The following is a 23,178-nucleotide window of genomic DNA, read 5'->3' as shown; positions in this document are numbered from 1 at the left end:
GGCCTCGGTACGGATGGCGTGTGCCGGTGGGGCGCTCGCTCCGGCGCGCCGCGCCGGCCGGGCCGGAGGGGGGCTTCCTCCGGCGGGGCTGGAGGGGTTAGAAGGGCAGGAGCTTTCCCGAGGGGGTCCGCATGTCGAGCGGCGCCGGTGTGCGGGGCGGCCGCGGCCGCTGGATGATCTGGATCCTTCTCAACGGTCACTCCTGTCTCGGGGCTGAACACGTTTTACCCATGTGGCCGCCAAGAATCACCTATCGGCGTGCCACGTGCAGCACGCTGGCCACGCGCTCCGCGGCCGTGGCGACGTCCTCGGCGTGCCCGATGCGGCCGGCCCACGACAGCCAGAACCACCACTCGCCGTCCTCCTCGTGGGCGGCGAGGACGTCCTCGGACACCGTGGGGGCCATCGGGTTCGTCACGTGAAGGCGGGGCAGCGGTCCCGCGGGGGCGTCGAGGCACACCTTGAAGGAGTGGGCCTCCAGTTGGGCGGCGAGGCGCCGCAGATGATCAACGGCCTGGCCGTCTTCTGCCGTCATCCGGATCACTCCCGGCGGATGCTGGTGTCGTTCTTCCCAGCAGAGTGCGTTTTCCCGGCCCGACAGGCAATGTCCCATCTTGCTATCTCCCACCGAACTGGTGGAATAGGGAGGAAAATTCCCGGTGTTCCGTGCGGAAAGCACGATAACGGGAAAGCGACGCGCGGGAGCGCTCACGCTGTGGTGCGCCCCCGTCCGTGATGGGTGAACAGCGACCGGGGAGGGCGCCGTGGCCCGAGGAGAGCACCCGCCCGCGTGCGCGCGGCGCTGGCGCGAGCAGGCGCAGGCGAGGCGATGGACCCATTGGCAGACGGCGCAGGCCGTCCACGGCTGCTGCGGGGTGAGCCTGCTCAAGGCGCACCGGCTGGCCCGGGGATGGTCGGCCCGGCAGGCGGTCGAGGAGCTGGAGGAGCTGTGCGAGCGCCACGACCTGGGCGAGGCGCGGGCCAGCATCGACCTGCTCAACGCGTGGGAGAACCACCGGGCCCGGCCGCGGCCGCAGACCATCGACCTGCTGGCGCGGCTGTACCGGGCCAACGCCGTACGGCTCGGCCTGGCCGGTGACTACTGCGAGGACGACGGCGGCGGGGCCAGGGTCGTGGTGGTCGCGGCGGGGGACGGCCGCACGCCGTACCAGACCCAGGAGGAGGCCGGCGGCGACGACGGCATGGAGCGCCGCGCGCTGTTCCACCACGCGCTGCTCGGCGGACGCCTGCCGCTGAACGGGCGCCTGCTCGCCGAGGTCGAGCGGATCCGCCAGGACCTCGACCGCACGCTCGTCGCGGCCACCGTCTCCGAGGAGCAGCTCGACCGCCTCGACGAGCAGGTGCTGCGCTACCGGCGCGAATACGTCACCAGCGCCCCGCTGCCCATGCTCTACCGGCTGATGCTGGAACTGTCCGACGTGCGGACCCTCGTCGGGGCCCGGCAGCCCGCCATGGCCCAGCGGCGCCTGCTCAACGCCACCGTGATGCTCGCGCTGCTGGCGGCCGACGCGCTGATGAAGCTCGGCGACACCCGCCAGGCCCACACCTGGTACGGCACCGCCCGCACCGCCTCCGACGACACGGGCGACCTGCGGCTGCGCGCCCTGGTCCGGGCGCAGGAGGCCATGCTGCCCTACTACTACGGCGACCTCGCCGAGACCGTGCGGCTCGCCCGGGAGGCGCGGACGCTGGCCGGCAGCGCGCCCAGCTCTCCCGCGGCCCTCGGCGCGGCGGCCGAGGCCCGCGCGCTCGCCAGGCTGGGCGAGCACCGGGCCGCCCGGGTCGCGCTCGCCGAAGCGGAGCGGATCTTCGCCAGGATGCCCCCCGAGGGCCACGACCACCTGGCCTTCCGCTTCTCCGAACGGCGGATGCAGTTCTACCGGATCGGCACCCTGATCGAGCTGGGCGAGGAGGTCGACTGGACGCCCGGTCCCTCCGGCGCCTACGCCATCGACCCGGTGCTCATCCTGCTCGACCGGGCCGCGCACCTCGTCCGCGGCGGCGAGGTCGAGGAGGCGTGCCTGCTGGCGGAGAAGGCGCTCCTCCAGGTGCCGGCGGAGCACCGCACCTCCATCGTCCTCGACCGGGCACGGGCGGTGCTGGCGGGGATGCCGCAGACCCGGCACCGTACGACGCCGGCGCGCCGGCTGGCCGACCTGCTCGACGACGCGGCGCGGGCCGTCTGATGGGCGGCTCAGGCGGCCCGGGTGGTTCAGGCGGCTCGGGTGGTTCCAACGGTCCCGGTGGTTCAGGCGGTCCGGGCGGCTCGCTGGCGCGGGACGCGTTCGCGGTCCTGCGCGACGTCTGCGAGGGCCTGGGGATCGACCACCGGGGCGCCGAGTTGCTGCGGGTGCGCAGCAACGCCGTCTTCAACCTGCGCGGGGAGATCGTGGTGCGGATCGCCACCGCGTCCGACGCGCGGGCCCGCCTGCCGATGGTCCTGGCGGTGGCCCGGTGGCTGGCCCAGCAGGGCTTCCCCGCGGTACGGCCGGCCGACACGATCTGCGAGCAGCCGGTGGTCCACGAGGGCGGGGTGGTCACCTTCTGGCACTACGTCCCGGCGGCGGCCGAGCGCCCCACCACCACCGAGCTGGGCGAGATCCTGCGCACCCTGCACCTGCTGCCGGTGCCGCCGGTGGCGGTGAAACGGTTCGCCAACCCGCTGGCCGGGATCCGCGCCGAGGTGGAGCGCTCCGCCGTGCTCACCCCCGGTCAGCGGACCTGGCTGCGCGACCGCATCGCCGAGCTGACCGAGCGGTGGTCGGGCCTGGAGGTGAAGGGCGCCCCGGTGCTGCTGCACGGCGACGCCTGGATCGACAACCTCCTGCGCGGCACCGACGGGCACGTCGTGCTCTGCGACTGGGACGGCGTCGCGGTCGGGCCGTGCGAATGGGACCTGGTCCACACCTACCACGGACAGCGCCGCTTCGGCCTCACCGCCGCCGACGTGGACGCCTTCGCCCTCGCCTACGGCCGGGACCTGCGGTCGTGGCCGGGCTACGCCACCCTGATGGAGGTCCGCGACATGTACGCCGTGGGCATCCACATCCGCAACGCCGGCGCGGACCCCTTCTCCCGCCGGGAACTGCCCCGCAGGCTCGACTCGCTGGCCCGCGGCGAGCGGTTCACCCGGTGGTACATGGCGGAACCCGTCACCGTCCTGCCCCGGCGGAGCGCCTCCCGGGGCTGAGCCGGGCCGGGCGCCCCGCCGGGTGCGGGGATCCTCGATGAGGGGCCTAGAACAGCGGCTTGCCGTCGCGGGTCAGCCTCCAGTTGGCCTCGGCGAAGTCGGCGGAGTCGATGACCTTGGTCTCCGTGGCGTAGTCGATCAGTGCCTGGCGGATCTCCACCTGGGCGTTGTAGACCACCGGCGCGGTCGAGACGTGCGGGAAGCCGCCGCCGCCCGACTGGCGGTAGTTGTTGATCGCGACCACGAACCGCTGGTCGGCCGCGACGGGCTGCCCGTCGTAGGACAGGCCGGTGATCCGCCGGCCGACCGGCTTGGCGATGTCCACCTCGTAGCGGACGCCGGAGAGCTGGTCGTAGTTGTAGTCGGGGATGTTGCCGGCGTTGGTCAGCTTGGCCAGGTCGACCGGGGCGTCCGGGGCGAGCTGCGCGAAGTACTTCGCCGAGTACTCCAGGTAGTCCTTGAGCTGGGCGCCCGTGAGCCTCACGGCCATCAGCGTGTTGTCGTAGATGTACAGGCCCGCCATGTCGCGGATGCTCACCGGTCCCGCGGGGAACGTCGCGGTCCGGCTGAACGGCGCGGCGATCGACAGCACCGGCAGGTTCGCGTCCGCCGTTCCGGCGACGGCCTTCTTCACCGTCTCGGTCTGGACCTTCTGGATGTAGTCCAGGATCGGGGTGTCCTTGTAGGGGGACTCGGCGGCCAGCAGCTCGTCCTTGGAGGTGGCCACCTCCTTGTTGACGTACCCGACCGTGGTGTCGTGCTGCTTCTTCATGAGCGCGACGATCTTCGGGTCCTCGGCGACGGTGTTGGTGTTCAGCGTGGTGGAGGACTTGCCGGTGACCGTCCACCGGCCCTTCTGCTTGGTCAGCGTGAAGTCCAGCACGCTGAGCCGCTGGCCCCACTTGGCCGGCTCGGTCAGCAGGACCTGCCTGCCGGTGGCCTTGTTGGTGACGAACCGCTGCGGCACCTCGTTGTGGGCGTGCCCGAACAGCACGGCGTCCACGCCCGGGACCTCCTCGCCGACCAGGGCGGCGGCGTTCTCGACCGGCAGGTCGCCGCCGTAGGAGGACATGCCGCTGTCGCCCGCGTGCGCGGTGACCACGACCACGTCCGCGCCGAGGCCGCGGATGACCGGCACCCACTTCCTGGCGGTCTTGACCAGGTCGTCGAAGCGCAGCCTGCCCTCGACGTTGCCCTTGTCCCAGATCGCGACGCCGGGGTTGGTCAGGCCGAGCACACCGACGCGGACCGGCTTCTCGCCCCTGACCTTCATCGTCTTGATGACGAACGGCTGGTAGGCGGGCTTGCCGGTGGTGGCGTCAACGGCGTTGGCGCCGAGCACCGGGGCCTTCATCTGCTTGATCCACGTGGCCAGCAGCGGCAGGCCGTAGTTGAACTCGTGGTTGCCCAGGGTCACCGCGTCGTAGCCGATGGCGTTCATCGCGCGAGCCATGGGGTGGAGCTCGCCGGTCTGGGTGATCGGCTCGACCTTGGCGTAGTAGTAGGCCAGCGGCGTGCCCTGGATGGTGTCGCCGGAGTCGAACAGCAGGGTGTGGTCGGCGCCGCGCTCGGCGCGGATCTTGCCGACCATCGTCGAGACCTTGGCGAGGCCGACGTCGTTGCCCTTGCCGTCGTCGAACTCGGCGTTCTTGAAGTAGTCCCAGTTGAGGGTGTTCCCGTGCAGGTCGGAGGTGCCCATCACGGTCACCGTCACCGACTTGCCGGCCGAGGCGTGTGCGACCGACGGGGGGATGGCCAGGGCGGTCAGCCCGGCCACGCCGAGGACGGCGAGCTTCTTACTGTGCATGTCACGGGACAGTAACCATCCCAGGTTGCCGGAGGGTCACGGGGGCCTTACGGACAGGGTGAATGTAGGCGTTTCTATCGCCTAGGTGATCTTTGTCCCTTTCGTGGGCCCGTGGGTCCGTGGGGTCCGTGGATCCGTGGGTTCCGCCGGGACGAACCGGCCGGACCGGTGAGAGCGGGCCGCCCTGTTCCGTGGCCCTGTCCGGCCCGGCCGCGGAGGGGCCGGTGGTCCTGCCCGGCCTGACGGCCTGACCGGGGAGGCCGGGTGAGAGGCCGTCCTATCCCGTGACCCTGTCCGGCCTGGCCGCGTGGGCGGCCAGCGGGAAGGCCGCCCGCACGCCGTACCCTCCACCGGGCTCAGGGCCGGCGGAGAGGCTGCCGTGGAAGAGCGCGACCCGCTCCCGCACACCGGCCAGCCCGGATCCGGATCCGCCCGCCGCTCCGGTGCGGCCGTCACACGGGCCGCGGTCGGTGATCTCCAGGACCAGCTCCCGGGGCCGGTGGGCGATCCGAACCCTGACGGCGGTGGGACCCGTGCGCCGCAGGGTGTTGTCCAGCGCCGCCTGCACGATCCGATACGCCGACAGGTCCAGGCCCAGGGGCAGCGGGCTCGGCTCGCCTTCGACGCTCAGCCGTATGTCGAGGCCCGCCGCGCGCATCCGCTCGATCAGCTCGTCCAGGCGGGCGAGGGTCGGCTGCGGCGCCAGCCCGTCGTCCTCGGCGCCGGTGCGCAGCAGCCCCAGCGTACGGCGCAACTCCTCCACCGCGGCCCGGCCGGTCTCCTCCACCACGTGCAGCGCCTCGCGCTCGGTGACCTGATCTGGCCGGAGCGACAGACGCGTGGCGCCCGCCTGCATGACCATCGCGCTGACGTTGTGCGCGACGACGTCGTGCAGCTCCCGGGCGATCCGCGCCCGCTCCTCACTCGCCGTCCACTCGCCGTCCGCCCGTTCGCCCGCCGTCAGGCCGCCGGCCGCCCGCGCGTTCGCCGTACGGCCGTTCACGGCGCGGCCGTTCGTCACGCGGCTGTTCGTCACGCGGCCGTTCACGGTGCGCTTCGCGCGTACCGGTTCGCGGGCGAGCGTCTCGCCGCGCTCCCGCGCGCGGCGGCCGATCCGCAGGTGCCGCCGTACGGCGAGGCCCGCGACGGTGAGACCCGCACCGGCGGCGGCGCAGACCGCCGTCGCCAGCGTCAGCGCGAGCAGTCGGCCGGCCGCGGTGGGGGGAAGGCGGAGGCTCATGGGGCGAGGGTAGGGCGGGCCCCGGACGCGCGGCATCCGCCGTGAGACTGATAGGAGTCACGACTCTCGCGCCGCCCGGAGGATGGGGGCCCGGTGCTCCGGCCCGGTGCGGTCAGCGCTCGATCAGCGACATGTTCACGTACCGCTCACCCCGGGCGCCGCCCGGCACCGCCGCCTCCAGCGCGGCGAGCTGGTCCGGGTTCAGCGTGACGCCGGCCGCCGCCGCGTTCTCCTCCAGGTAGCGCAGCCGCTTGGTGCCCGGGATCGGGATCACGTCCTCACCCCGGGTGAGCAGCCAGGCCAGGGCGAGCTGAGCCGGGGTGCAGCCCGCCTCCTCGGCGATCCCGCGCACCTTCGCCACGAGCTCCTCGTTGCGGGCCCCGTTCTCCCCGGTGAACCGGGGGTGGCGCTTGCGGAAGTCGTCGTCGGGAAGCTCCCCGGCGGGCGGCAGGGTGCCGCCCAGCAGGCCCCGGCTGATGGGGGAGTAGGCCACCAGGGCGATGCCCAGCTCCCGCGCGGCCGGCAGGATCTCCGCCTCGATGTCACGGGTGAACAGGGAGTACTCGCTCTGCAGGGCGGCGATCGGATGCGTGGCGTGCGCCCGGCGCAGCGTCTCCGCGCCCACCTCCGACAGGCCGAGGTGACCGACCTTGCCCTCGGCGACCAGTTCGGCCATCGCCCCCACGGTCTCCTCGATGGGCACATCGGGATCGCGGCGGTGCAGGTAGTACAGGTCGATGTGGTCCACGCCCAGCCGCTTCAGGGAGGCCTCGGCGGCCTTCCTGACGTAGGCGGGGCTTCCGTCGACGCCGTGGGCGTTGACGTCGTCGCTCCTGACGATGCCGAACTTGGTGGCCAGCACCACCTCGTCCCTGCGGCCGGCGATCGCCCGGCCCACCAGCTCCTCGTTGTGCCCCCTGCCGTACATGTCGGCGGTGTCCAGGAGGTTCACCCCCAGGTCGAGGGCGCGGTGGACGACCGCGATCGACTCGGCCTCGTCGGCCGCGCCGTAGAACTCCGACATCCCCATGCAGCCCAGTCCGACGGCCGAGACCTCGGGGCCGTTCCGGCCGAGACGGCGCCTGTTCATCGTGCCTCCATTGCGGTGTACAGGTCGATCTTGTAGTCGAGGGACCCCAGGTCCTCGGTGAGCCGCGCGATCCGCGTCCTGACCCGTTCCCGGTGGACCTCCAGCATCCGCCGCCGCTCGGCGGCGGTCCCCGGGCCCCGGCGGGACAGGTCGGCGTAGCGGCACATGTCCGCGATCGGCATACCGGTCGAGCGCAGCCTGGTCAGGAAGTCGAGCCAGGCCAGGTCGGTCTCCGTGTAGGCACGGTGCCCGCTCGGGTCGCGCTCCACCTCGTGGATGAGCCCGATCCGCTCGTAGTACCGCAGCGTGTGCGCGCTGAGCCCCGAGCGGCGCGAGGCCTCCTGGATGGTGATCCCCATATGTCTCACCCTGCCCCTTAGAGCGCGCTCGAAGTCAAGCGGCCCCCCGGGACGCCCGGTCCGGAGAGGTCCGGCGGGCGGGACACGCGGCTCCGGGGACGCGTCCCGCGAACGGGAACCCGGTCCCGGAGGCGTTCCGGAACCGGTCCCGGAGGCGTTCCGGAACCGGTCCCGGAGGCGTCCCGGCGCCGGGGCCGGAGGTCTTCGGCGACGGGTGCCGGTCCCGGCGGCGGGCGCCGGTTGCGGTAGGCGTCCCGCGAGGGGGCTTTCCGCTCCGGAGGCGTCCCGGGGGACCGACCCTGAGGGGGAAAGCCCTACCCCCGGCGGTTTCCGCGCAGCTCAGGGACGTCGCATGCGGGGCGTCCCCGAAGGGCGGGCCCCACCCCGGGCCGGTGCGCATCGGGGACGGCTCAGGGGCGCCTGGGGATCATCTCCAATACTCCGAGCCCCTGGTCGGACGCCATTTTTGAGTCATGGCGAGTCAGGTTTTCTCCGGAACAGGGATGATCCGCGGCGGTTACGCGGCGATCGGCGCGGGAGCCGCGTCGATGGTGGGGCTGCACGTGGCCACGGGGCTGGATCCGGTGCACACGCTGATCAGCGAGTACGCGTTCGCCCCCGACGGGTGGCTGCTGCCCGTGTCCCTCGCGTTCTTCGCCGCCGGCGCCGCGGCCTTCGGGATCGCGCTGGCCCGGCGCACCGCGGACCGCGGGGCCGCACTGCTGGTCGGAGCCTGGGGCCTGTGCATGCTGCTGATCGGCGTCTTCCCCACGGACGCGCCCGGCCTGCCGCTGTCGATGTCCGGGGGCATCCACCGCTACGCGGCGTTCGCGGCCTTCCTCGCCATGCCGGTGGCGGGCCTGATCCTCTCCAGACGGCACGCCGCGGGCCCCTACGCCCGGCCGGTGCGGCTGCTGAGCCTGGCGTCCCTCAGCGTGCTGGTGCTGGTGGTCCTGCCGTACGTGGTGCGGATGCTCGGGATCCCCCTGGCGGGCGACGACATCCCCGGAGGGGTGACCCAGCGGCTGGTCGTGGTCTTCGAGGTGGCGGTGCTGGCCCTGGTCGGGCTGTTGATCGCCGCCGGGTACCGTCGTACCCATGACCGTCCTCCGCTCCCTGCCGCTGTTCGCCCTCGCCGCGGTCGCCGAGATCGGAGGCGCGTGGCTGGTCTGGCAGGGCGTGCGCGAGGGACGCGGGCCGCTCTGGATCGCGGGCGGTGTCCTCGCGCTCGGCGCGTACGGCTTCGCGGCGGCGTTCCAGCCCGCGCAGGACTTCGGCCGGATCCTCGCCGCCTACGGCGGGGTGTTCGTCGCGGGCTCGCTGGTCTGGGGAATGGTCATGGACGGGTTCCGGCCTGACCGCTGGGACGTGGCGGGCGCGCTGATCTGCCTGGCCGGGATGGCCGTGATCATGTACGCGCCGCGCGGCTGACCGGCGGGCCCGGACGGCGGGCCCGGACGATGGGCCCGGACGATGGGCCCGGCGCCTGGCCCGCCCGGGTCCGGACGGCGGACGCGGCCACCGGGCGGCACGGCTCCGACCGGTGGCACCGCCTCGACCGGTGGCTCGGCGTTGACCCGCGGTACGGCGTTGACCCGCGGTACGGCGTTGACCCGCGGTACGGCCGCCGCCCGTGTGGGCGGCGGCCGTACCGTGTGGCGCGTCGGCGCCTACCGGTCGCCGCCGGGGCCGGTGAGCCCGGCGCGGCGCAGCGCGTCGGCCATCGCCCCGCCCGGCGCGTCGCGCCGCCGGTCACCCCGCCCCTGCTGGTCGCCTCGCCCCTGCCGGCCGCCCTGGCCGCGGTCACCCTGGCCCTGCTGCCGGCCGCCCTGGCCCTGCCGGCCCCCCTGACCCTGCCGATCGCCGCGCCGACCGCCGTCGGCCTGGTCGCGCCTGCCCCCGCCCCGGGCGGGCTCGTCGTCCAGGCGGAGGGTCAGGGAGATGCGCTTACGCGGGATGTCGACGTCGAGCACCTTCACCCGGACGATGTCGCCGGGCCTGACGACCTCGCGCGGATCCCTGACGAAGGTGTGCGACAGCGCGGAGACGTGGACCAGGCCGTCCTGGTGCACGCCGACGTCGACGAACGCGCCGAACGCGGCGACGTTGGTGACCACGCCCTCCAGCACCATTCCGGGTTCGAGGTCGGAGATCTTCTCCACGCCCTCCTTGAAGGCCGCGGTCTTGAAGGCCGGGCGTGGGTCGCGGCCGGGCTTCTCCAGCTCCGACAGGATGTCGGTGACGGTCGGCAGGCCGAAGGTGTCGTCGACGAAGTCCTGGGGCCGCAGCGACCGCAGGGCCGTGCCGTTGCCGATCAGCTCGCGGATGCCGCCGCCGGTGGCCGACAGGATGCGGCGCACCACCGGGTACGCCTCGGGGTGGACGCTGGAGGAGTCGAGGGGGTCGTCGCCGTCCGGGATACGCAGGAAGCCCGCGCACTGCTCGAACGCCTTGGGGCCGAGGCGGGGCACCTCCTTGAGCGCCCGGCGCGACCGGAACGGGCCGGACGCGTCGCGGTGGGCGACGATGTTGTCGGCCAGGCCCGCCGTGATGCCCGACACGCGCGCCAGCAGCGGCGCCGAGGCGGTGTTCACGTCGACCCCCACCGCGTTCACGCAGTCCTCGACGACCGCGTCGAGCGAACGGGACAGTTTGGTCTCGGCGAGGTCGTGCTGGTACTGGCCCACGCCGATCGACTTGGGATCGATCTTGACCAGCTCGGCCAGCGGGTCCTGGAGGCGCCGGGCGATCGACACCGCGCCGCGCAGCGACACGTCCATGCCGGGCAGCTCCTGGGAGGCGTAGGCGGAGGCGGAGTAGACGGACGCGCCGGCCTCCGACACCATGACCTTGGTCAGCCCGGGTACCAGCTTCACGAGATCGCCGGCGAGCTTGTCGGTCTCGCGGGAGGCGGTGCCGTTGCCGATCGATACCAGCTCCACGTCGTGCTTCTTCGCCAGCGCGGCCAGCGTGGCGAGCGACTGGTCCCACTGGCGGCGCGGTTCGTGCGGGTAGATCGTGGCGGTCTCCAGCACCTTGCCGGTGGCGTCGACCACCGCGACCTTCACACCGGTGCGCAGACCAGGGTCCAGGCCCATGGTGGCGCGGGTGCCGGCGGGCGCGGCGAGCAGCAGGTCACGGAGGTTGGCGGCGAACACGCGCACCGCCTCGTCCTCGGCCGCCTGCCACAGCCGGGTCCGCAGGTCGATGCCGAGGTGGACGAGGATACGGGTGCGCCAGGCCCAGCGGACGGTGTCGGCAAGCCACTTGTCGGCCGGACGGCCCCGGTCGGTGACGCCGAAGCGGTGCGCGATGCTCGCCTCGTAGGAACCGGTGGGCTCCGGCTCGGGCTCCAGGGTGAGGGTGAGGATCTCCTCCTTCTCCCCGCGGAACATCGCCAGGATCCGGTGGGAGGGCAGCTTGGTGAACGGCTCGGCGAAGTCGAAGTAGTCGGAGAACTTCGCCCCCTGCTCCTCCTTGCCCTCGCGGACCGCGGAGACCACACGGCCCTTGTTCCACATCCGCTCGCGCAGCCCGCCGACGAGGTCGGCGTCCTCGGCGAACCGCTCGACGAGGATCGCCCGCGCCCCGTCCAGCGCGGCGGCGGCGTCGGGCACCCCCTCGCCGACGAAGGCCGCGGCGGCGGCCTGCGGGTCGACGGACGGGTCGGCGAGCAGGCCGTCGGCGAGCGGTTCGAGACCGGCCTCGCGGGCGATCTGCGCCTTGGTCCGCCGCTTGGGCTTGTAGGGGAGGTAGATGTCCTCCAGGCGGGCCTTGGAGTCGGCCGCGGCGATCTGCGCCTCGAGGGCGTCGTCGAGCTTGCCCTGGGAACGGATCGACTCCAGGATCGCGGCCCGCCGGTCCTCCAGCTCCCGCAGGTAACGCAGCCGCTCCTCCAGCGTGCGCAGCTGCGTGTCGTCGAGCGCTCCCGTGACCTCCTTGCGGTAACGGGCGATGAACGGAACCGTGGAGCCGCCGTCGAGCAACTCCACGGCCGCCTGTACCTGCCGCTCGCGCACACCCAGCTCGTCGGCGATCCGCTGATGAATTGACGTGGTCACGATCTCTCTTTCCTCGGACGGGCAGCCGGGGCGGGCGGCCCTGTGGGCAGCCCCAAAGTTACCGCGCGACCCCGACAGGGTCCGGGTGAGATCCGGGGGAGATCGGTGCCCCGGGGTCCGGGAACGGGGTGAGGGGCGGGAGGCGGCGGCGGGACGGGACCGGACGGTGGTCGCGCGGCGGTGGGACGGGACCGGACGGTGGTCGCGCGATGGCGGACGGGGCCGGGCGGGGCCGGGCGGGGCCGGGCGGGGCCGGGCGGGGCCGGGCGATGACGAACGGTGGTCAGGCGGTGGTCAGATGGTGGTCGGGCGGTGGCGGGCGGGGCCGGGGCGTACTCCGGTGGGCTCGGGGCTGATCCGGTCGGCGAGCCGGCGCATGGCGCGGGCGGTCCACCGGCGGGCGGGACCGGGACGCCGGGGGGTCAGGCGCGAGAGCTCGGCTTCGGCGATCGCCTCGGCGTGCGTCGTCCGGTACAGGGCGGTGATCTGGAAATCGTTGTTCACGGCTCTTCCCTTCCGGGGGCTGCGGGGGCTGCGGGGGGCACGGTGGGATCCGGGCGCGGGTCCTACGGGTGGGGGGTGCGCACCAGGGAGATGTCACCGCTCACGGTCTTGACGCGGATCTCGGCTCGCGGGGCCTCGTCACCGGGCCGTTCCGCCTCCTCCAGGCCGGAACGGAGGTCGCCGGAGATCGTGGAGACGTCGAGCCAGGCGCTGACCCCGTCGGCGACGCCGATCCTGACGTCGCCCGACACGCTGTTGACCGACACCCGGCCGCGGGTGACCGCCCCGATCCCGACGTCACCGGAGGAGGTGCGGGTCTCCACGAGGTCGCCGGCCGTCCCGATCGTGACGTCCCCGGAGGCGCTGATCGTCCGGAAGGACGCGCCGGCCGCCTCGACGGTGATGTCGCCGGAGCCGCTCCTGACGGTGATGTCACCGTTGACGGCGCCCAGTTCGACGCGCCCGCTGGAGGTGGTGATCTCCGCCCCGCCGCGCAGCTCGGGCAGCCGGATGTCACCGGAGGAGGTTCTGACGCCGGCTTCGGCGCCGGTGACGTCACATGTGACGTCACCACTCGCCGTCCTGACCTCAAGGCGGGCGCAGTGCTCGATCCGGACGTCGCCGGAGGCCGAGCCGACCGCGACGTCCCCCAGCGGGCCGGAGGTCCGGATGTCCGCGGAGGCGGTCTGGAGGGTGACGGCCGACCCCTCGGGAAGGGCGACGAGCACGTCCACGCGCGCCTGACGTCCCAGCATCGTGCGCTGCTCGGGCGCCTCGACCAGGATCGTGCCGTCGGCCAGCCGCTCGACGCGGGTCCCGCTCGCGGCCTCGGCGTCGGCGGAGCTTGAGGAGCGGGAGGGCCGGACCTCGACGACGGCGTCCTCACGTGGGGCGGCGGTGACCTCCAGGAGGCCGGCGGGCAGCTTGACCCGCAGGGTGACGGGTTCGGGGGAGGGGAACGAGGGCATGGCGAGATCTCCCTTTCGGGGGCGGAGGACCAGGAACGGTGTGGGGGCCGGAATGCCCGGGGGTGGGTGCCTGCGGCTCAGGCGCGGACGGACGGGCGCGGGGGCCGGAAGGCCCGGGACGTGGGTGCCCGCGGCTCAGGCGCGGGCGGGCGGGTACGGGCGTCTCAGCGCGCCCAGCCGCTGAGGCGCTTGCCGCCCCCGCGGGAGCGCGGCTCCGGCGGGCCGTCCCGCAGGGCGGTGGACAGCACGCGGACCAGCCACGCGTTGACCGACACGCCCTCGGCGCCGGCCGCCTCCTCGATGCGGCTCTTGAGCGACTCGGGCAGGCGCAGGGTCATCCTGGCCGTGCCCTCCTCGCCCGCCGGCGGCGGGGGCGACGGCGGGGCCGGGGGGAAGGGCGGCACGGGGAGGCCGGGCGGCCCCGGCGGGTACGGGGCGCCGGGCGGCGTGAACGTTCCGGGCGCCCCGGGCGGTGGCGCGAAGTCCGCGGCCTCCCCGAAGTCCGGCGGTGTCACCACGAACTCGGGTTCGCGGTTGCGGATCCGCACCTCGACCGAGCCGGGCGCGAGTTCGCGGGTGACCTCGTCGGCCGCCGCCGACAGCACCTCGATGAGGGTGAGCCTGACGGCGGAGTCGAGCGAGGTGGTGAGGTTCTCCACGGCGGCCCGGGTCTCGGCGTCGGCGACCGCCGCCGAAGCGGCCAGTGCGCGGCGGAGATTCTCGACGAAGGGCGTGACGTCCATGGGTATCACTATGACGCCACAGGTGACGTCATGTCAAGCGAAATGACGTCATTCATGGCGTTCACTTGATGTCATATGACGTCAAGATGATGTCGACGGCTTCACCCCGCGGGCACGTCCGGTCGTACGGATCTCCGTTCGGTGTCGTACCGGGACGGGTCAGTCGCGCAGTTCGCCCTCCAGCATGCTCATCAGGAACATGTCGTACCACCGGCCGTCGCGGCGGAACACCTCACGGAGCCGGCCCTCCCTGACGAACCCGACCTTCTCGTAGACGTGGATCGCGGAGACGTTCTCGGTGACCACGCTCAGCTCGATCGAGTGCAGCCGCATCCTGCCGAAGCCGTACCGGCACATCTCCCGGGTGGCATCGGTGGCGTAGCCGCGCCCCCAGCAGTCCTTCTCGCCGATGTAGACGTCGAATGTGGCACGGCCGATCTCCGGCTGGGCGTCGCTCAGACGGACGAGCCCGATGAGGCGGCCCCCGTCGAGGGTCTCGACTCCGAGGAGGACGTCGTCGTAGGAGTTGACCGGGCGGTCCTCGCAGCGCCGGGCGACCTGGGCGAGCGTCTGCGGGTAGCCCTCGTCCATCCAGCGCATCACCTCCGGGTCGCTGTTCCAGCGCCACAGGTGTTCCGCCTCGGACGGCTCCATCGGCCGCAGCCGCACCAGTTCTCCGGTCAGCACGGATCCGCTCCTCATGCTCGCTCTCATCGGAATCTCGGCATGTCTAGCAGTCGCGATCCCGCTCCTCAACCGGTTATCCGGTTGTCGGGCCGGAGGCGGAGCGAAAAGCCCTCACTTGAAAGGAATGGAAATCGTTGTCGTCGTGTTGTGCGTCCCGTCGGTCGGAGAGATCGACCGGAGGGGTCGGTCGGAGAGATCGGCCGGAAGAGGAGAGGGCCATGGCTGGAAACGAGCTCCGTCCCGTGATCAAGCTGCGCTCGACCGCGGGCACCGGCTACACCTACGTGACGCGCAAGAACCGGCGGAACTCCCCCGACCGGCTCACGCTCGCCAAGTACGACCCGATCGCCCGGCGGCACGTGGAGTTCCGCGAGGACCGCTGAGGCCCCGTTCCGCGGCTTCCCGCCGTCCCGGGATCCCGGGACGGCCCCGGTGCGGCCCGTCCCGGGGCCGTCCCGGGCCGCGGGCGAGCCGACCGCCCGACGCGTCTCAGGGCGTGGGCCGGCTTCGCAACAGGCCGTCGAGGTGGTCCAGGATCCACTCCCAGGTCTCCTGCGTGCCGGGTTCGCTGTGGCTGAAGCCGCCGGCCGCCTCCAGGCTGATGTAGCCGTGAAAGACACTGCCCAGCAGCCGTACGGCGTGCGTCCGGTCGGCTTCCGCCAGGTCGTAGCCGCGCAGGATCGCCCGTGTCATCTGCGAGTGCCTGCCTCCGGCGCTCGCGGCCGCGGTCTCCGGGTTGAGCCGGAGGCGCGTCGCGTCGTAGCGGCCGGGGTGCTCCCGGGCGTAGTCACGGTAGACGTTTCCCAGCGCTGCCAGGGCGTCCCGGCCCGCCCGTCCGGCCAGGGCGGTGGCGGCCCGGTCGGCGAGCTCCTCCAGTGCGAGCAGGGCGATCCGGGTCTTGAGATCCTGGGAGCCCTTCAGATGTGAGTACAGGCTCGCGACCTTGACGTCGAACCTCCTGGCGAGCGCCGAGACGGTCACCTGGTCGAAGCCGACCTCGTCGGCGAGTTCCGCCCCCGCCTGGACCAGGCGTTCCGTCGACAGCCCCGCGCGCGCCACGGCTCTCCTCCCAGTCGCCTGAAAGGATTATGTGATTTCCTAAAGCATTTAGGCAACCTGCTCCGTCGACGCCGTGCCGGGCGGCGCCGATGGGTGCACCGGCAGACGCGCGACCGTGTCATCGACCGGAAAGCGGGCAGCACCAGCGCTATGGTTCCCGCGCAAACCCGCTCCGCGGCGAGCACCCGATCCCACGGACGCCGCCCGGATCCCCGACCGGATCGGAAGGCCCCATGACGCCTGAGCCCGGCTGGGTCCGGCACGCGATCTGGTGGCGGCTCTACCCGCTCGGCTTCGTCGGAGCCTTTCCCGAGCCGCCCTCCGGCCCCGTGCGCCCCGGCGAGCACCGGCTGCTGCGCGTGATCGACTGGCTGGACCACGCCGTCTCCCTCGGCGCCTCGGGGATCGCGCTCGGCCCGATCTTCCTGTCGGAGACGCACGGCTACGACACGCTCGACCACTTCCGGCTCGACCCGCGCCTCGGCGACGACTCCGACTTCGACGCGCTCGTCGCCGCGGCACGCGCCCGCGGGCTCCGGATCCAGCTCGACGGCGTGTTCAACCACGTCGGCCGCGGTCACCCCCGGGTCCAGGCCGCGCTGCGGGACGGACTCGGCAGTGAGGCGATGCGGTGGTTCAGGCCGGCCTCCGACGAGGACGGGCGGGTACGGCTCGACACCTTCGAGGGACACGAGCAGCTCGTCGCGCTCGACCACGACGAGCCCGCCGTACGCGGGTACGTCGTGGACGTCATGCGGCACTGGCTCGACCGGGGCGCCGACGCGTGGCGGCTGGACGCCGCCTACCGCGTCCCCACCGCCTTCTGGGCGGACGTGCTGCCCCAGGTGCGCCACACCCACCCCGGCGCCTGGTTCGAGGCCGAGGTCATCCACGGCGACTACGCGGCGTTCGTCGCCGAGAGCACCGCCGACACCGTCACCCAGTACGAGCTGTGGAAGGCGATCTGGTCGAGCATCGAGCACGGCAACTTCTACGAGCTCGACTGGTCGCTCCGCCGGCACAACGACATGCTCGGCGCCTTCGCGCCCGCCACGTTCGTCGGCAACCACGATGTGACCCGCATCGCCAGCCGGATCACCGACCCCCGGCACCTTCCGCACGCCGTCGCCCTCCTCGCGCTCGTCGGCGGCACCCCCGCCGTCTACGCGGGCGACGAGTTCGGCTTCCGGGCCGTCAAGGAGGACCGGGCCGGCGGTGACGACGCGATCAGGCCCGAGTTCCCGCCGCGCGGGCCCGCCGCGCCGGACCACTCCGGCACGGAGACGCTCCGCCTCCACCAGAGGCTCATCGGGCTGCGCCGCCGGCATCCGTGGCTGCACCGCGCCTGTTCGAGAACGCGGGTGCTGAGCAACCGGCAGTACGTCATCACGCTCGAAGCGGACGGCGAGGCGCTCGACCTCGCCCTCAACCTCGACGACGCCGAGCTGCCCGTCGGCCCCGCGACCGTGCTGGACGCGGACCCCGCCTCACGCGGGCTCGACGGGGTCGTCGCCCCGCACGGCTGGTCGGTCAGCCGCAGGTGATCTCGGTGAAGGCCGGGGGAGCGGCGGCCGAGCCCACGAAGCCCACTTCGGAGACGGTGGCCCCCGGGGCGAGGACGGCCCCCTCGGGCGCGTGGATCATCGCGATGGGGCCGCTCTGCATGGGCGTGCCGTTCCACGCCTGGGTGAGCTTCGCCCCCTGGGGGAGCAGCCACTGGATGTACCAGTCACGCATCGGCCGGCCGGAGACGTTGCTGATCGTCGCGGCTCCCCGGTAGCCGCCGGGCCAGGACTCGACGAGGGTGACGGTGGCGGTGCAGCCGGCGGCGGACGCCGTCGCGGTCCCGGCGGCGTCCGGGGTCTTCGCCGCGGTTGCGGTGGAGCCCCCGGGGGTCGCGGCGTCCCCGGCGGTGCCCCGGATCTCCCCGGTGTGCCCGGCGGTGTGCCCGGCGGCGTGCCGGGTGTCCGCCGTACGGCCGGCGCAGGACACCGCGAGCAGCGCCGCCGCGGCCCCCAGCGAGACGACGCCGAGCAGGGGCGCGATCCTCCGGGTCGCCACCGCGGGGCCTCCTTCCGTGATCGCTTCCGTGGCCGCGGCCTCCCGCGGCGCTCCGGGAGCACCTGCCGGGAGGAGTGCGGCGGCCCCGGCCGGCGCGGGATGCGGGCGCAGGCCGGGGCCGCCTCTCAGCGGGATCCGTCAGGGACTGGTGCAGGTCGGAGCGGGAGAGCCGCTGGTGCCGTTGGCGACGAACCCGAAGGTGGTCGATCCGTTCGCCGCGATGGTCCGGTTCCAGTCGGCGTTCCTGACCACGGCGACCGATCCGGACGCCGTGTAGGTGCCGTTCCAGACGCTGTTGATCGTGGTGCCGCTGCCCGGAGTCCAGCTCACCGTCCAGCCGTTGAGCGGGGAGGAGCCCGGGTTGGTCACGGTCACCTCGCCCTGGAACCCGCCTCCCCAGGTGCTGACCGTCCGGTAGGTGGCGGTGCAGGCGCCGTTGCCCGGCGTCGAGGTCGGGGTGGAGGTGGGCGTGGACGTCGGGGTCGAGGTGGGGGTCGAGGTCGGCGTCACCGTGGGGGTCGCGGTCGGCGTCGAGCCGGGACGGCCCACACCGGTCACCTCGCCCTTTCCGCCGTCGAAGACGACGTCGGAGCAGTTGTAGAAGGTCTCCGCGCTGTCGGACCGCTTCCACACCGAGTAGACGACGTGCCGGCCGGACTTGCCCGAGGGCAGCCGGGCGTCCCAGTAGTAGTAGGCGTCCGCGGTGCCCACCGCGCCGACGCTCGGCGGGTGGTCGGCCGTGTAGAAGGGCTCCGCCTCAAGGTCGTCCCAGGTCAGCGGCCGGGTGGGGTCCCAGCTGTCCTTGGAGACGTAGACGTAGAACCAGCCGGGGTGCGCGGCCCACTTGTTGTACCGGAACTGGATGGAGCTTCCGGCGGTCAGGTGGGTCACGGGCCAGTCGGCGCTCGGCAGGTCGAACCCGCTGTAGGTGGAGTTGCCGCCGCTGCACAGCTGCCCGTCGGGGATGAACCCGCGGGTACGCCCGGCGCCGTCGGAGCGGAGCACGCCGAACCAGTTGTACAGGGAGTTGGGGCCGCTCTTCGCGACCGCCGCCGCGCAGGCGGGGTTGATGGGGACGATCTGCCCCGTCTGCGACAGGCCGTCCTGCCAGCAGAAGTACGTACGGCTGCCCGGCACCATCATCGCGCCGTGCGCCGACGCCGGACCGGGGACGAGGATGACCGCGAGTAACGCGGACAGGAGGGCTACCGCGCCCGCGGCGACGGCGCCTGGCCATTTCTTCACGGGATTACCTCCCCCTTCCGGGGATGACGAACCGCTGGTTCATGGCATGGCAGTGAAGCGCTCACGCGAAACGGACTTTAGGCCGTCGTTCCCGGGGAGTGAACGCGGTGCGGTCGCGGAGAGGGAGGCAGGCGTCATCGACGCAGGTCAGAGAATCGCGGGGGCGAGAGGACGAATGAAAGGTTCATCACCGGGACGTGCCGGGCATCCCGCCGGGGCCGCTCCCCCAGGGGTCTTACCGGGTGGCGAGCTTCTCCAGTTCCGCGCCGGTGAGCCGGTACATGTCCCACTCGTCGAGGTGCACGGCCCCCAGCGACCGGTAGAACTCGATGGAGGGGGTGTTCCAGTCGAGGACCGCCCACTCCAGGCGGCCGTAGCCGCGCTCCACGCAGATGCGCGCCAGCTCGGCGAGCAGTCGCCTGCCGTGCCCCCCGCCCCGGTGGTCGGGGTGGACGAAGAGGTCTTCGAGGTGGATCCCGTGCCTGCCCACCCAGGTGGAGTAGGTGAGGAACCAGAGCGCGAACCCAACGGGCTTCTCCTCACCCAGCTCGTCGCGCTCGGTGGCGAGGTGGCAGAACACCGCGGGGGAGTCGCAGAAGAGCGCTTCGCGCAGTTCCTCGGGGGTGGTCTGGACCTTGTCCAGTTCCTTCTCGTAGTCGGCGAGGTCGCGGATCATACCGATGACGGCGGGGACGTCATCCGGCGTTGCGGGGCGAATCATGGGTGAAGTTTAGGCTGTTTCCAGCTTCGTCGTCCCGGCCTCGCGGCCCTGACCTGGGAGTCCCGGTTCGGTCCTACGGATGGACGAAGCCGAGGAGGGCCACGTCGTCCCGGTTGTCCATGCCCTCGACGAGCGAGAGCAGCGACTCCAGCTGAGCCTCCAGGTCGAGGCCGGCCGTCCGCGCGGCCTCGGCGAGGAGCCGGTCCATGCCGGTGAGGATGCCCGTCGGCCGCCTCTCCACGATGCCGTCGGTGTAGAGCAGCAGCCGGTCTCCGCGCTCCAGGCGTACCTCGGAGGTGGGGAAGTCGACCGAGGGCAGCACCCCGATCAGCGGGGCGAGCGCCCCGTCGAGATACTCGGGCTCCCCGTCCGCCCGGCAGACCAGGGGCGGCGGATGCCCGGCACCGGCGTACCGCACGTGCCCGGTGGCCCGGGAGATCCGTACGCACAGGACCGTGGAGCGCATGCGCTCGCCCGGGCCGCAGGCCATCCGGTTGAGACGGGCGAGGACGCGGCCGGGCTCGGGGTCCTCCATGGCGTAGGCCCGCAGCGCGTTGCGCACCCGGCCCATCGTGGCGGCGGCCTCGACGCCCTTGCCGACGACGTCGCCGATCACCAGCATCAGCTCGTTCCCGGAGATCTGGATGACGTCGTACCAGTCGCCGCCCACCCCCGCCTCGTCGCTGCCCGGCAGGTAGCGACCGGCGATCCGCAGGTCGCCGTCGGAGGGGACCTCGGGCAGCAGGGCGAGTTGCAGCGTGGTCGCGATCCGGTGCTCCAGTTCCAGCCGCTCCAGGTTCGCCAGGCGCGCGAGGGCGAGTTGGGCGAGCCGGTCCAGCGCCGGTTCGCCGGTGACGGCGGCTCCGCCCATGACGGTTCCATCCGCGGTGGTCCCGTCCATGACGGTTCCAATCGCGGTGGCCCCGCTCATGACGGTTCCATCCGCGGTGGTCCCGTCCGGGGCGGTCTCGTTCGCGACGGTCACGTCCGGTGGGGTGACCGTGAGACCGCCGGAGGTGAGCTTCACCGCCGCCCCGGGGGAGTCGGCCAGCAGCCGGCCGTACCGCTCCGTCAGGGCGAGCACCTCGTGGGCCGTCGACGCCTCGTTGATCGCCAGCGCGGCCTCGGTCAGCTCGCGCAGCCGGCGGTTGTGCCGGGACCGTGCCTCGGCCAGCCGCAGGATTCCACGGACCCGGCCGAGCAGTTCACGGGCCGGGAACGGCTTCACGAGATACTCGTCGGCGCCCGCGGCCAGCCCGGCGAACGCCTCCTCCCGGCTGCCCCGGGCCGACAGCAGGACGATCGGAACGGTGCGGGTGGCCGGGTCGGCACGCAGCCGCCGTACCAGCTCCAGCCCGTCCATGCCGGGCATCATGACGTCGCTGACGACCAGGTCGGGCGCCCACGTCCGCGCCGCCTCCAGGGCGGCGGCCCCGTCGGCCACCGCGGTCACCGTCCAGTACGGTCTCAGCAGACGGACGAGGTAGTCGCGCATGTCGTCGTTGTCGTCCGCCACGACGATCCGCCCCGGAGGGGGACCGTCCACGCCGTCCGGGAGCGGATGGTCCGCGTTCCCCGGTAGCGGATGGTCCGCGTCGTCCGGGAGAGGGTCGTCCGTCGCGTCCCGTCCGTCCGGGCCCCGCCGGTCGGGAACGACCGCGGGGGCCGCGGGCGCCGCGGGGAAGGGGGCGCCGGGCTCCGGCGGCGGAGGCCACGCGTCGGCCGGCTCCATCTCGTACGGCGTCGCCGCCTCGGCGACCTGCTCCGGGGGGAGGTGGGCCGAGCCGTACGGCAGGCTGATCGCGAAGGTGGTGCCGGCGCCGACGCGGCTGGTCACCTCGATCCGGCCGCCGTGCATGGCGACCAGCTCCCGGACCAGGGCCAGGCCGATGCCCACGCCCTCGTGGCTGCGGGAGGGCGCGCCGGGCACGCGGTAGAAGCGTTCGAACAGGCCGGGCAGCTCTTCGGCGGGGATGCCCGCCCCGGTGTCGGTGACCGTGACCAGGGCGTGCTCGCCGCCGTCCCGCACGCCGACCGTGATCCCGCCGGTGAAGGTGTGCCGCAGGGCGTTGGACAGCAGGTTGAAGACGACCCGCTCCCACAGGTTCCGGTCGACGTGGACCGGCCGCGGAAGGGGGGAGCCCTCCATCCGCAGGGTGAGCCCGGCGCTCTCCACCGCCGAGCGGAACGCCCCGGCCAGCCCGGCGGTCTGCGTGGTCAGGTCGGTCGCCTGGTAGCGGGCGCGCAGCCGGCCGGATCCGGCGCCGGTGAGGGTGAGCACGTCGTTGACCAGGGTGAGCAGCCGTGTCGCGTTGCGGCGGGCCGTGGCGAGGACGGCGCGCCGCGCGGGTTCGAGGGAGGGGTCGCCGAGCAGTTCCTCCAGCGGTCCCAGGATCAGGGCCAGCGGCGTGCGCAGCTCGTGGCTGACGTTGGCGAAGAACGCCGTCTTGGCGCTGTCGAGTTCGGCGAGCGCGCGCGTCTGGTCGCGTTCCCGCTCGTGGGCCTCGGCGGCGGTCAGCGCCCGTGACACGCTCTCGGCGAGCACCTGGAAGAACTCCCGGTGGGCCTCGTCCACGGGCAGCAGGGGGTTCATCCCGCACACCAACAGGCCCTGGAACCCGGTCCCGGAGCCCAGCGGCAGGACGACGACGGGGCCGGGCACGCCGAAGCGCCCGCCGGACGCCGCGATGACCGGTGCCCGGCGGGCGGCGGCCGCCTGCTCGTCACCGGCGGCGATCCGCCCGGGGGCCGTGTCCCGGGGTGTGGCGAGCCGGAGGCCGCCGTCGTCGCCGAGAAGGTAGACGAGGGCGGACGGCACGTCCTCGCGGCCGTGTCCGGCCAGAGCGGCGACCACGGCCGCCGCCACGTCCGGTCGCGTCGTCATCCCGCTCGCGGCCAGGCCGACGCGGCTCAGGGTGCGGATCCTGCGTTCTCCGAGCACCCGGCCGGTCGTCTCGCTGACCAGGCAGAGGACCCCGCCGACGGTGCCGTCGGGCAGCCGGACGGGGTCGTAGGAGAGGTCGAAGTAGGTCTGCTCCGGGAAGCCGTGCCGTGCCAGCAGGAAGGGGCGGTCACGGTCCCAGAACGACTCTCCCGACTCGCGTACCCGTTCGAGCAGCGGACCCAGCGTGTCCCAGATCTCGGGCCAGGCCTCCGCGCCGGGCCGGCCGAGGGCGGCCGGGTGCTTGGCGCCGAGCGCGGTGATGTAGGCGTCGTTGTAGACGCTGATGTGCTCGGGTCCCCAGAACAGGATGATCTGGGTGCGCGATGACAGGACGATGTCGACGGTGGTCCGCAGCACCGCCGGCCACCGCTCCATCGGGCCGAGCGGGGTGCGCGCCCAGTCGTGCTCGCGGACCCGCTCGCCCATCTCGCCGCCGTGGGGCCTCACCTCGAAGTTTGCCTTCCATCCATTGGGTAGT

The 23,178-nt window shown here is 73.0% G+C and carries 20 protein-coding genes and 1 pseudogene; 6 read left to right on the top strand and 15 right to left on the bottom strand.

Translation table 11 applies throughout. The features are described 5' to 3' along the window. Nucleotides 1–250 precede the first annotated feature (250 nt). The gene (locus tag ACFYSC_RS25300) at nucleotides 251–535 is read right to left on the bottom strand and encodes a hypothetical protein (RefSeq protein ID WP_362930092.1); all 285 of its coding nucleotides are present in this window, start codon (nucleotides 533–535) and stop codon (nucleotides 251–253) included. A 229-nt stretch (nucleotides 536–764) separates the two neighbouring features. On the opposite strand from ACFYSC_RS25300, the gene ACFYSC_RS25295 reads away from it, so the two are divergent. Continuing rightward, nucleotides 765–2,207: an XRE family transcriptional regulator gene (locus ACFYSC_RS25295; RefSeq protein ID WP_389966289.1), complete on the top strand. Its 1,443-nt coding sequence runs from the start codon at nucleotides 765–767 to the stop codon at nucleotides 2,205–2,207. Further along, entirely contained in the window at nucleotides 2,207–3,211 is a 1,005-nt protein-coding gene (locus ACFYSC_RS25290) for a phosphotransferase enzyme family protein (protein ID WP_389966286.1), read from the top strand. Before ACFYSC_RS25295 ends, ACFYSC_RS25290 begins: the two co-directional genes overlap by 1 nt. A 46-nt stretch (nucleotides 3,212–3,257) precedes the next feature. Here ACFYSC_RS25290 and ACFYSC_RS25285 read toward each other — a convergent pair whose 3' ends face one another. From ACFYSC_RS25285 to ACFYSC_RS25270, 4 genes are all read right to left on the bottom strand, one after another. Beyond that, nucleotides 3,258–5,018 (bottom strand): 5'-nucleotidase C-terminal domain-containing protein, encoded by a 1,761-nt coding sequence (locus tag ACFYSC_RS25285; protein WP_389966283.1) that lies wholly within the window; start codon nucleotides 5,016–5,018, stop codon nucleotides 3,258–3,260. A 277-nt stretch (nucleotides 5,019–5,295) separates the two neighbouring features. After that, nucleotides 5,296–6,258, bottom strand: coding sequence for a sensor histidine kinase (locus ACFYSC_RS25280; RefSeq protein ID WP_389966280.1), 963 nt, complete (start codon nucleotides 6,256–6,258; stop codon nucleotides 5,296–5,298). 112 nt (nucleotides 6,259–6,370) lie between these two features. Then, nucleotides 6,371–7,348 carry an aldo/keto reductase gene (locus ACFYSC_RS25275; protein ID WP_389966277.1) on the bottom strand — a complete coding sequence of 326 codons (978 nt, stop codon included), beginning with the start codon at nucleotides 7,346–7,348 and terminating at the stop codon, nucleotides 6,371–6,373. Further along, nucleotides 7,345–7,707: a MerR family transcriptional regulator gene (locus tag ACFYSC_RS25270; RefSeq protein WP_389966274.1), complete on the bottom strand. Its 363-nt coding sequence runs from the start codon at nucleotides 7,705–7,707 to the stop codon at nucleotides 7,345–7,347. The genes ACFYSC_RS25275 and ACFYSC_RS25270 overlap by 4 nt, the downstream gene beginning before the upstream one ends. 473 nt (nucleotides 7,708–8,180) lie before the next feature. On the opposite strand from ACFYSC_RS25270, the pseudogene ACFYSC_RS25265 reads away from it, so the two are divergent. Together ACFYSC_RS25265 and ACFYSC_RS25260 are read left to right on the top strand one after the other, a co-directional pair. Then, nucleotides 8,181–8,717, top strand: a pseudogene (locus tag ACFYSC_RS25265) (DUF998 domain-containing protein); the annotation flags it as partial. Between the two features lie 88 nt (nucleotides 8,718–8,805). Then, nucleotides 8,806–9,138: a YnfA family protein gene (locus ACFYSC_RS25260; RefSeq protein ID WP_389966271.1), complete on the top strand. Its 333-nt coding sequence runs from the start codon at nucleotides 8,806–8,808 to the stop codon at nucleotides 9,136–9,138. 239 nt (nucleotides 9,139–9,377) lie between these two features. On the opposite strand, the gene ACFYSC_RS25255 is transcribed toward ACFYSC_RS25260, so the two are convergent. From ACFYSC_RS25255 to ACFYSC_RS25235, 5 genes are all read right to left on the bottom strand, one after another. Next, complete coding sequence (locus ACFYSC_RS25255) at nucleotides 9,378–11,768, bottom strand: Tex family protein (protein WP_389966268.1); 2,391 nt, start codon at nucleotides 11,766–11,768, stop codon at nucleotides 9,378–9,380. 294 nt (nucleotides 11,769–12,062) lie between these two features. Then, nucleotides 12,063–12,272, bottom strand: a complete 210-nt coding sequence (locus ACFYSC_RS25250) for a hypothetical protein (RefSeq protein WP_389966265.1) — start codon at nucleotides 12,270–12,272, stop codon at nucleotides 12,063–12,065. 62 nt (nucleotides 12,273–12,334) lie between these two features. Then, entirely contained in the window at nucleotides 12,335–13,240 is a 906-nt protein-coding gene (locus tag ACFYSC_RS25245; protein ID WP_389966262.1) for a DUF4097 domain-containing protein, read from the bottom strand. A 164-nt stretch (nucleotides 13,241–13,404) separates the two neighbouring features. After that, complete coding sequence (locus ACFYSC_RS25240) at nucleotides 13,405–13,983, bottom strand: toxin-antitoxin system HicB family antitoxin (RefSeq protein WP_389966259.1); 579 nt, start codon at nucleotides 13,981–13,983, stop codon at nucleotides 13,405–13,407. A gap of 159 nt (nucleotides 13,984–14,142) precedes the next feature. Further along, complete coding sequence (locus tag ACFYSC_RS25235; protein WP_389966256.1) at nucleotides 14,143–14,685, bottom strand: GNAT family N-acetyltransferase; 543 nt, start codon at nucleotides 14,683–14,685, stop codon at nucleotides 14,143–14,145. A gap of 203 nt (nucleotides 14,686–14,888) precedes the next feature. Between ACFYSC_RS25235 and rpmG the strand changes: the two genes are divergently transcribed. Continuing rightward, a complete protein-coding gene (rpmG, locus tag ACFYSC_RS25230) occupies nucleotides 14,889–15,053 on the top strand; it encodes a 50S ribosomal protein L33 (RefSeq protein WP_355638788.1) in 165 nt (54 codons plus the stop codon). A gap of 106 nt (nucleotides 15,054–15,159) precedes the next feature. On the opposite strand, the gene ACFYSC_RS25225 is transcribed toward rpmG, so the two are convergent. Next, nucleotides 15,160–15,729: a TetR/AcrR family transcriptional regulator gene (locus tag ACFYSC_RS25225; protein WP_389966252.1), complete on the bottom strand. Its 570-nt coding sequence runs from the start codon at nucleotides 15,727–15,729 to the stop codon at nucleotides 15,160–15,162. Between the two features lie 233 nt (nucleotides 15,730–15,962). On the opposite strand from ACFYSC_RS25225, the gene ACFYSC_RS25220 reads away from it, so the two are divergent. Further along, nucleotides 15,963–17,273, top strand: coding sequence for an alpha-amylase family protein (locus ACFYSC_RS25220; protein ID WP_389966249.1), 1,311 nt, complete (start codon nucleotides 15,963–15,965; stop codon nucleotides 17,271–17,273). Here the strand turns inward: ACFYSC_RS25220 and ACFYSC_RS25215 are convergent. From ACFYSC_RS25215 to ACFYSC_RS25200, 4 genes are all read right to left on the bottom strand, one after another. Next, the gene (locus tag ACFYSC_RS25215) at nucleotides 17,260–17,790 is read right to left on the bottom strand and encodes a cellulose binding domain-containing protein (RefSeq protein ID WP_389966246.1); all 531 of its coding nucleotides are present in this window, start codon (nucleotides 17,788–17,790) and stop codon (nucleotides 17,260–17,262) included. The two genes, ACFYSC_RS25220 and ACFYSC_RS25215, sit on opposite strands and share 14 nt — an antisense overlap. 138 nt (nucleotides 17,791–17,928) lie before the next feature. Next, nucleotides 17,929–19,035, bottom strand: a complete 1,107-nt coding sequence (locus ACFYSC_RS25210; RefSeq protein ID WP_389966243.1) for a lytic polysaccharide monooxygenase — start codon at nucleotides 19,033–19,035, stop codon at nucleotides 17,929–17,931. A gap of 235 nt (nucleotides 19,036–19,270) precedes the next feature. After that, nucleotides 19,271–19,756 carry a GNAT family N-acetyltransferase gene (locus tag ACFYSC_RS25205; protein ID WP_389966240.1) on the bottom strand — a complete coding sequence of 162 codons (486 nt, stop codon included), beginning with the start codon at nucleotides 19,754–19,756 and terminating at the stop codon, nucleotides 19,271–19,273. Nucleotides 19,757–19,829: 73 nt separating this feature from the next. Beyond that, nucleotides 19,830–23,147 (bottom strand): SpoIIE family protein phosphatase, encoded by a 3,318-nt coding sequence (locus ACFYSC_RS25200; RefSeq protein WP_389966237.1) that lies wholly within the window; start codon nucleotides 23,145–23,147, stop codon nucleotides 19,830–19,832. Nucleotides 23,148–23,178: the final 31 nt, after the last annotated feature.

The organism is Streptosporangium sp. NPDC004379 (genome assembly GCF_042873875.1).
Taxonomy (GTDB): Bacteria; Actinomycetota; Actinomycetes; order Streptosporangiales; family Streptosporangiaceae; genus Streptosporangium.
This window is presented reverse-complemented; position numbering and strand designations above follow the sequence as displayed.

Coding starts and splice junctions, on each gene's coding strand:
- ACFYSC_RS25300 (WP_362930092.1), bottom strand. CDS start 535: ATGACGGCAGAAGACGGCCAGGCCGTTGATCATCTGCGGCGCCTCGCC.
- ACFYSC_RS25260 (WP_389966271.1), top strand. CDS start 8,806: ATGACCGTCCTCCGCTCCCTGCCGCTGTTCGCCCTCGCCGCGGTCGCC.
- rpmG (WP_355638788.1), top strand. CDS start 14,889: ATGGCTGGAAACGAGCTCCGTCCCGTGATCAAGCTGCGCTCGACCGCG.
- ACFYSC_RS25205 (WP_389966240.1), bottom strand. CDS start 19,756: ATGATTCGCCCCGCAACGCCGGATGACGTCCCCGCCGTCATCGGTATG.
- ACFYSC_RS25235 (WP_389966256.1), bottom strand. CDS start 14,685: ATGAGGAGCGGATCCGTGCTGACCGGAGAACTGGTGCGGCTGCGGCCG.
- ACFYSC_RS25240 (WP_389966259.1), bottom strand. CDS start 13,983: ATGGACGTCACGCCCTTCGTCGAGAATCTCCGCCGCGCACTGGCCGCT.
- ACFYSC_RS25220 (WP_389966249.1), top strand. CDS start 15,963: ATGACGCCTGAGCCCGGCTGGGTCCGGCACGCGATCTGGTGGCGGCTC.
- ACFYSC_RS25280 (WP_389966280.1), bottom strand. CDS start 6,258: ATGAGCCTCCGCCTTCCCCCCACCGCGGCCGGCCGACTGCTCGCGCTG.
- ACFYSC_RS25270 (WP_389966274.1), bottom strand. CDS start 7,707: ATGGGGATCACCATCCAGGAGGCCTCGCGCCGCTCGGGGCTCAGCGCG.
- ACFYSC_RS25290 (WP_389966286.1), top strand. CDS start 2,207: ATGGGCGGCTCAGGCGGCCCGGGTGGTTCAGGCGGCTCGGGTGGTTCC.
- ACFYSC_RS25275 (WP_389966277.1), bottom strand. CDS start 7,348: ATGAACAGGCGCCGTCTCGGCCGGAACGGCCCCGAGGTCTCGGCCGTC.
- ACFYSC_RS25285 (WP_389966283.1), bottom strand. CDS start 5,018: ATGCACAGTAAGAAGCTCGCCGTCCTCGGCGTGGCCGGGCTGACCGCC.
- ACFYSC_RS25245 (WP_389966262.1), bottom strand. CDS start 13,240: ATGCCCTCGTTCCCCTCCCCCGAACCCGTCACCCTGCGGGTCAAGCTG.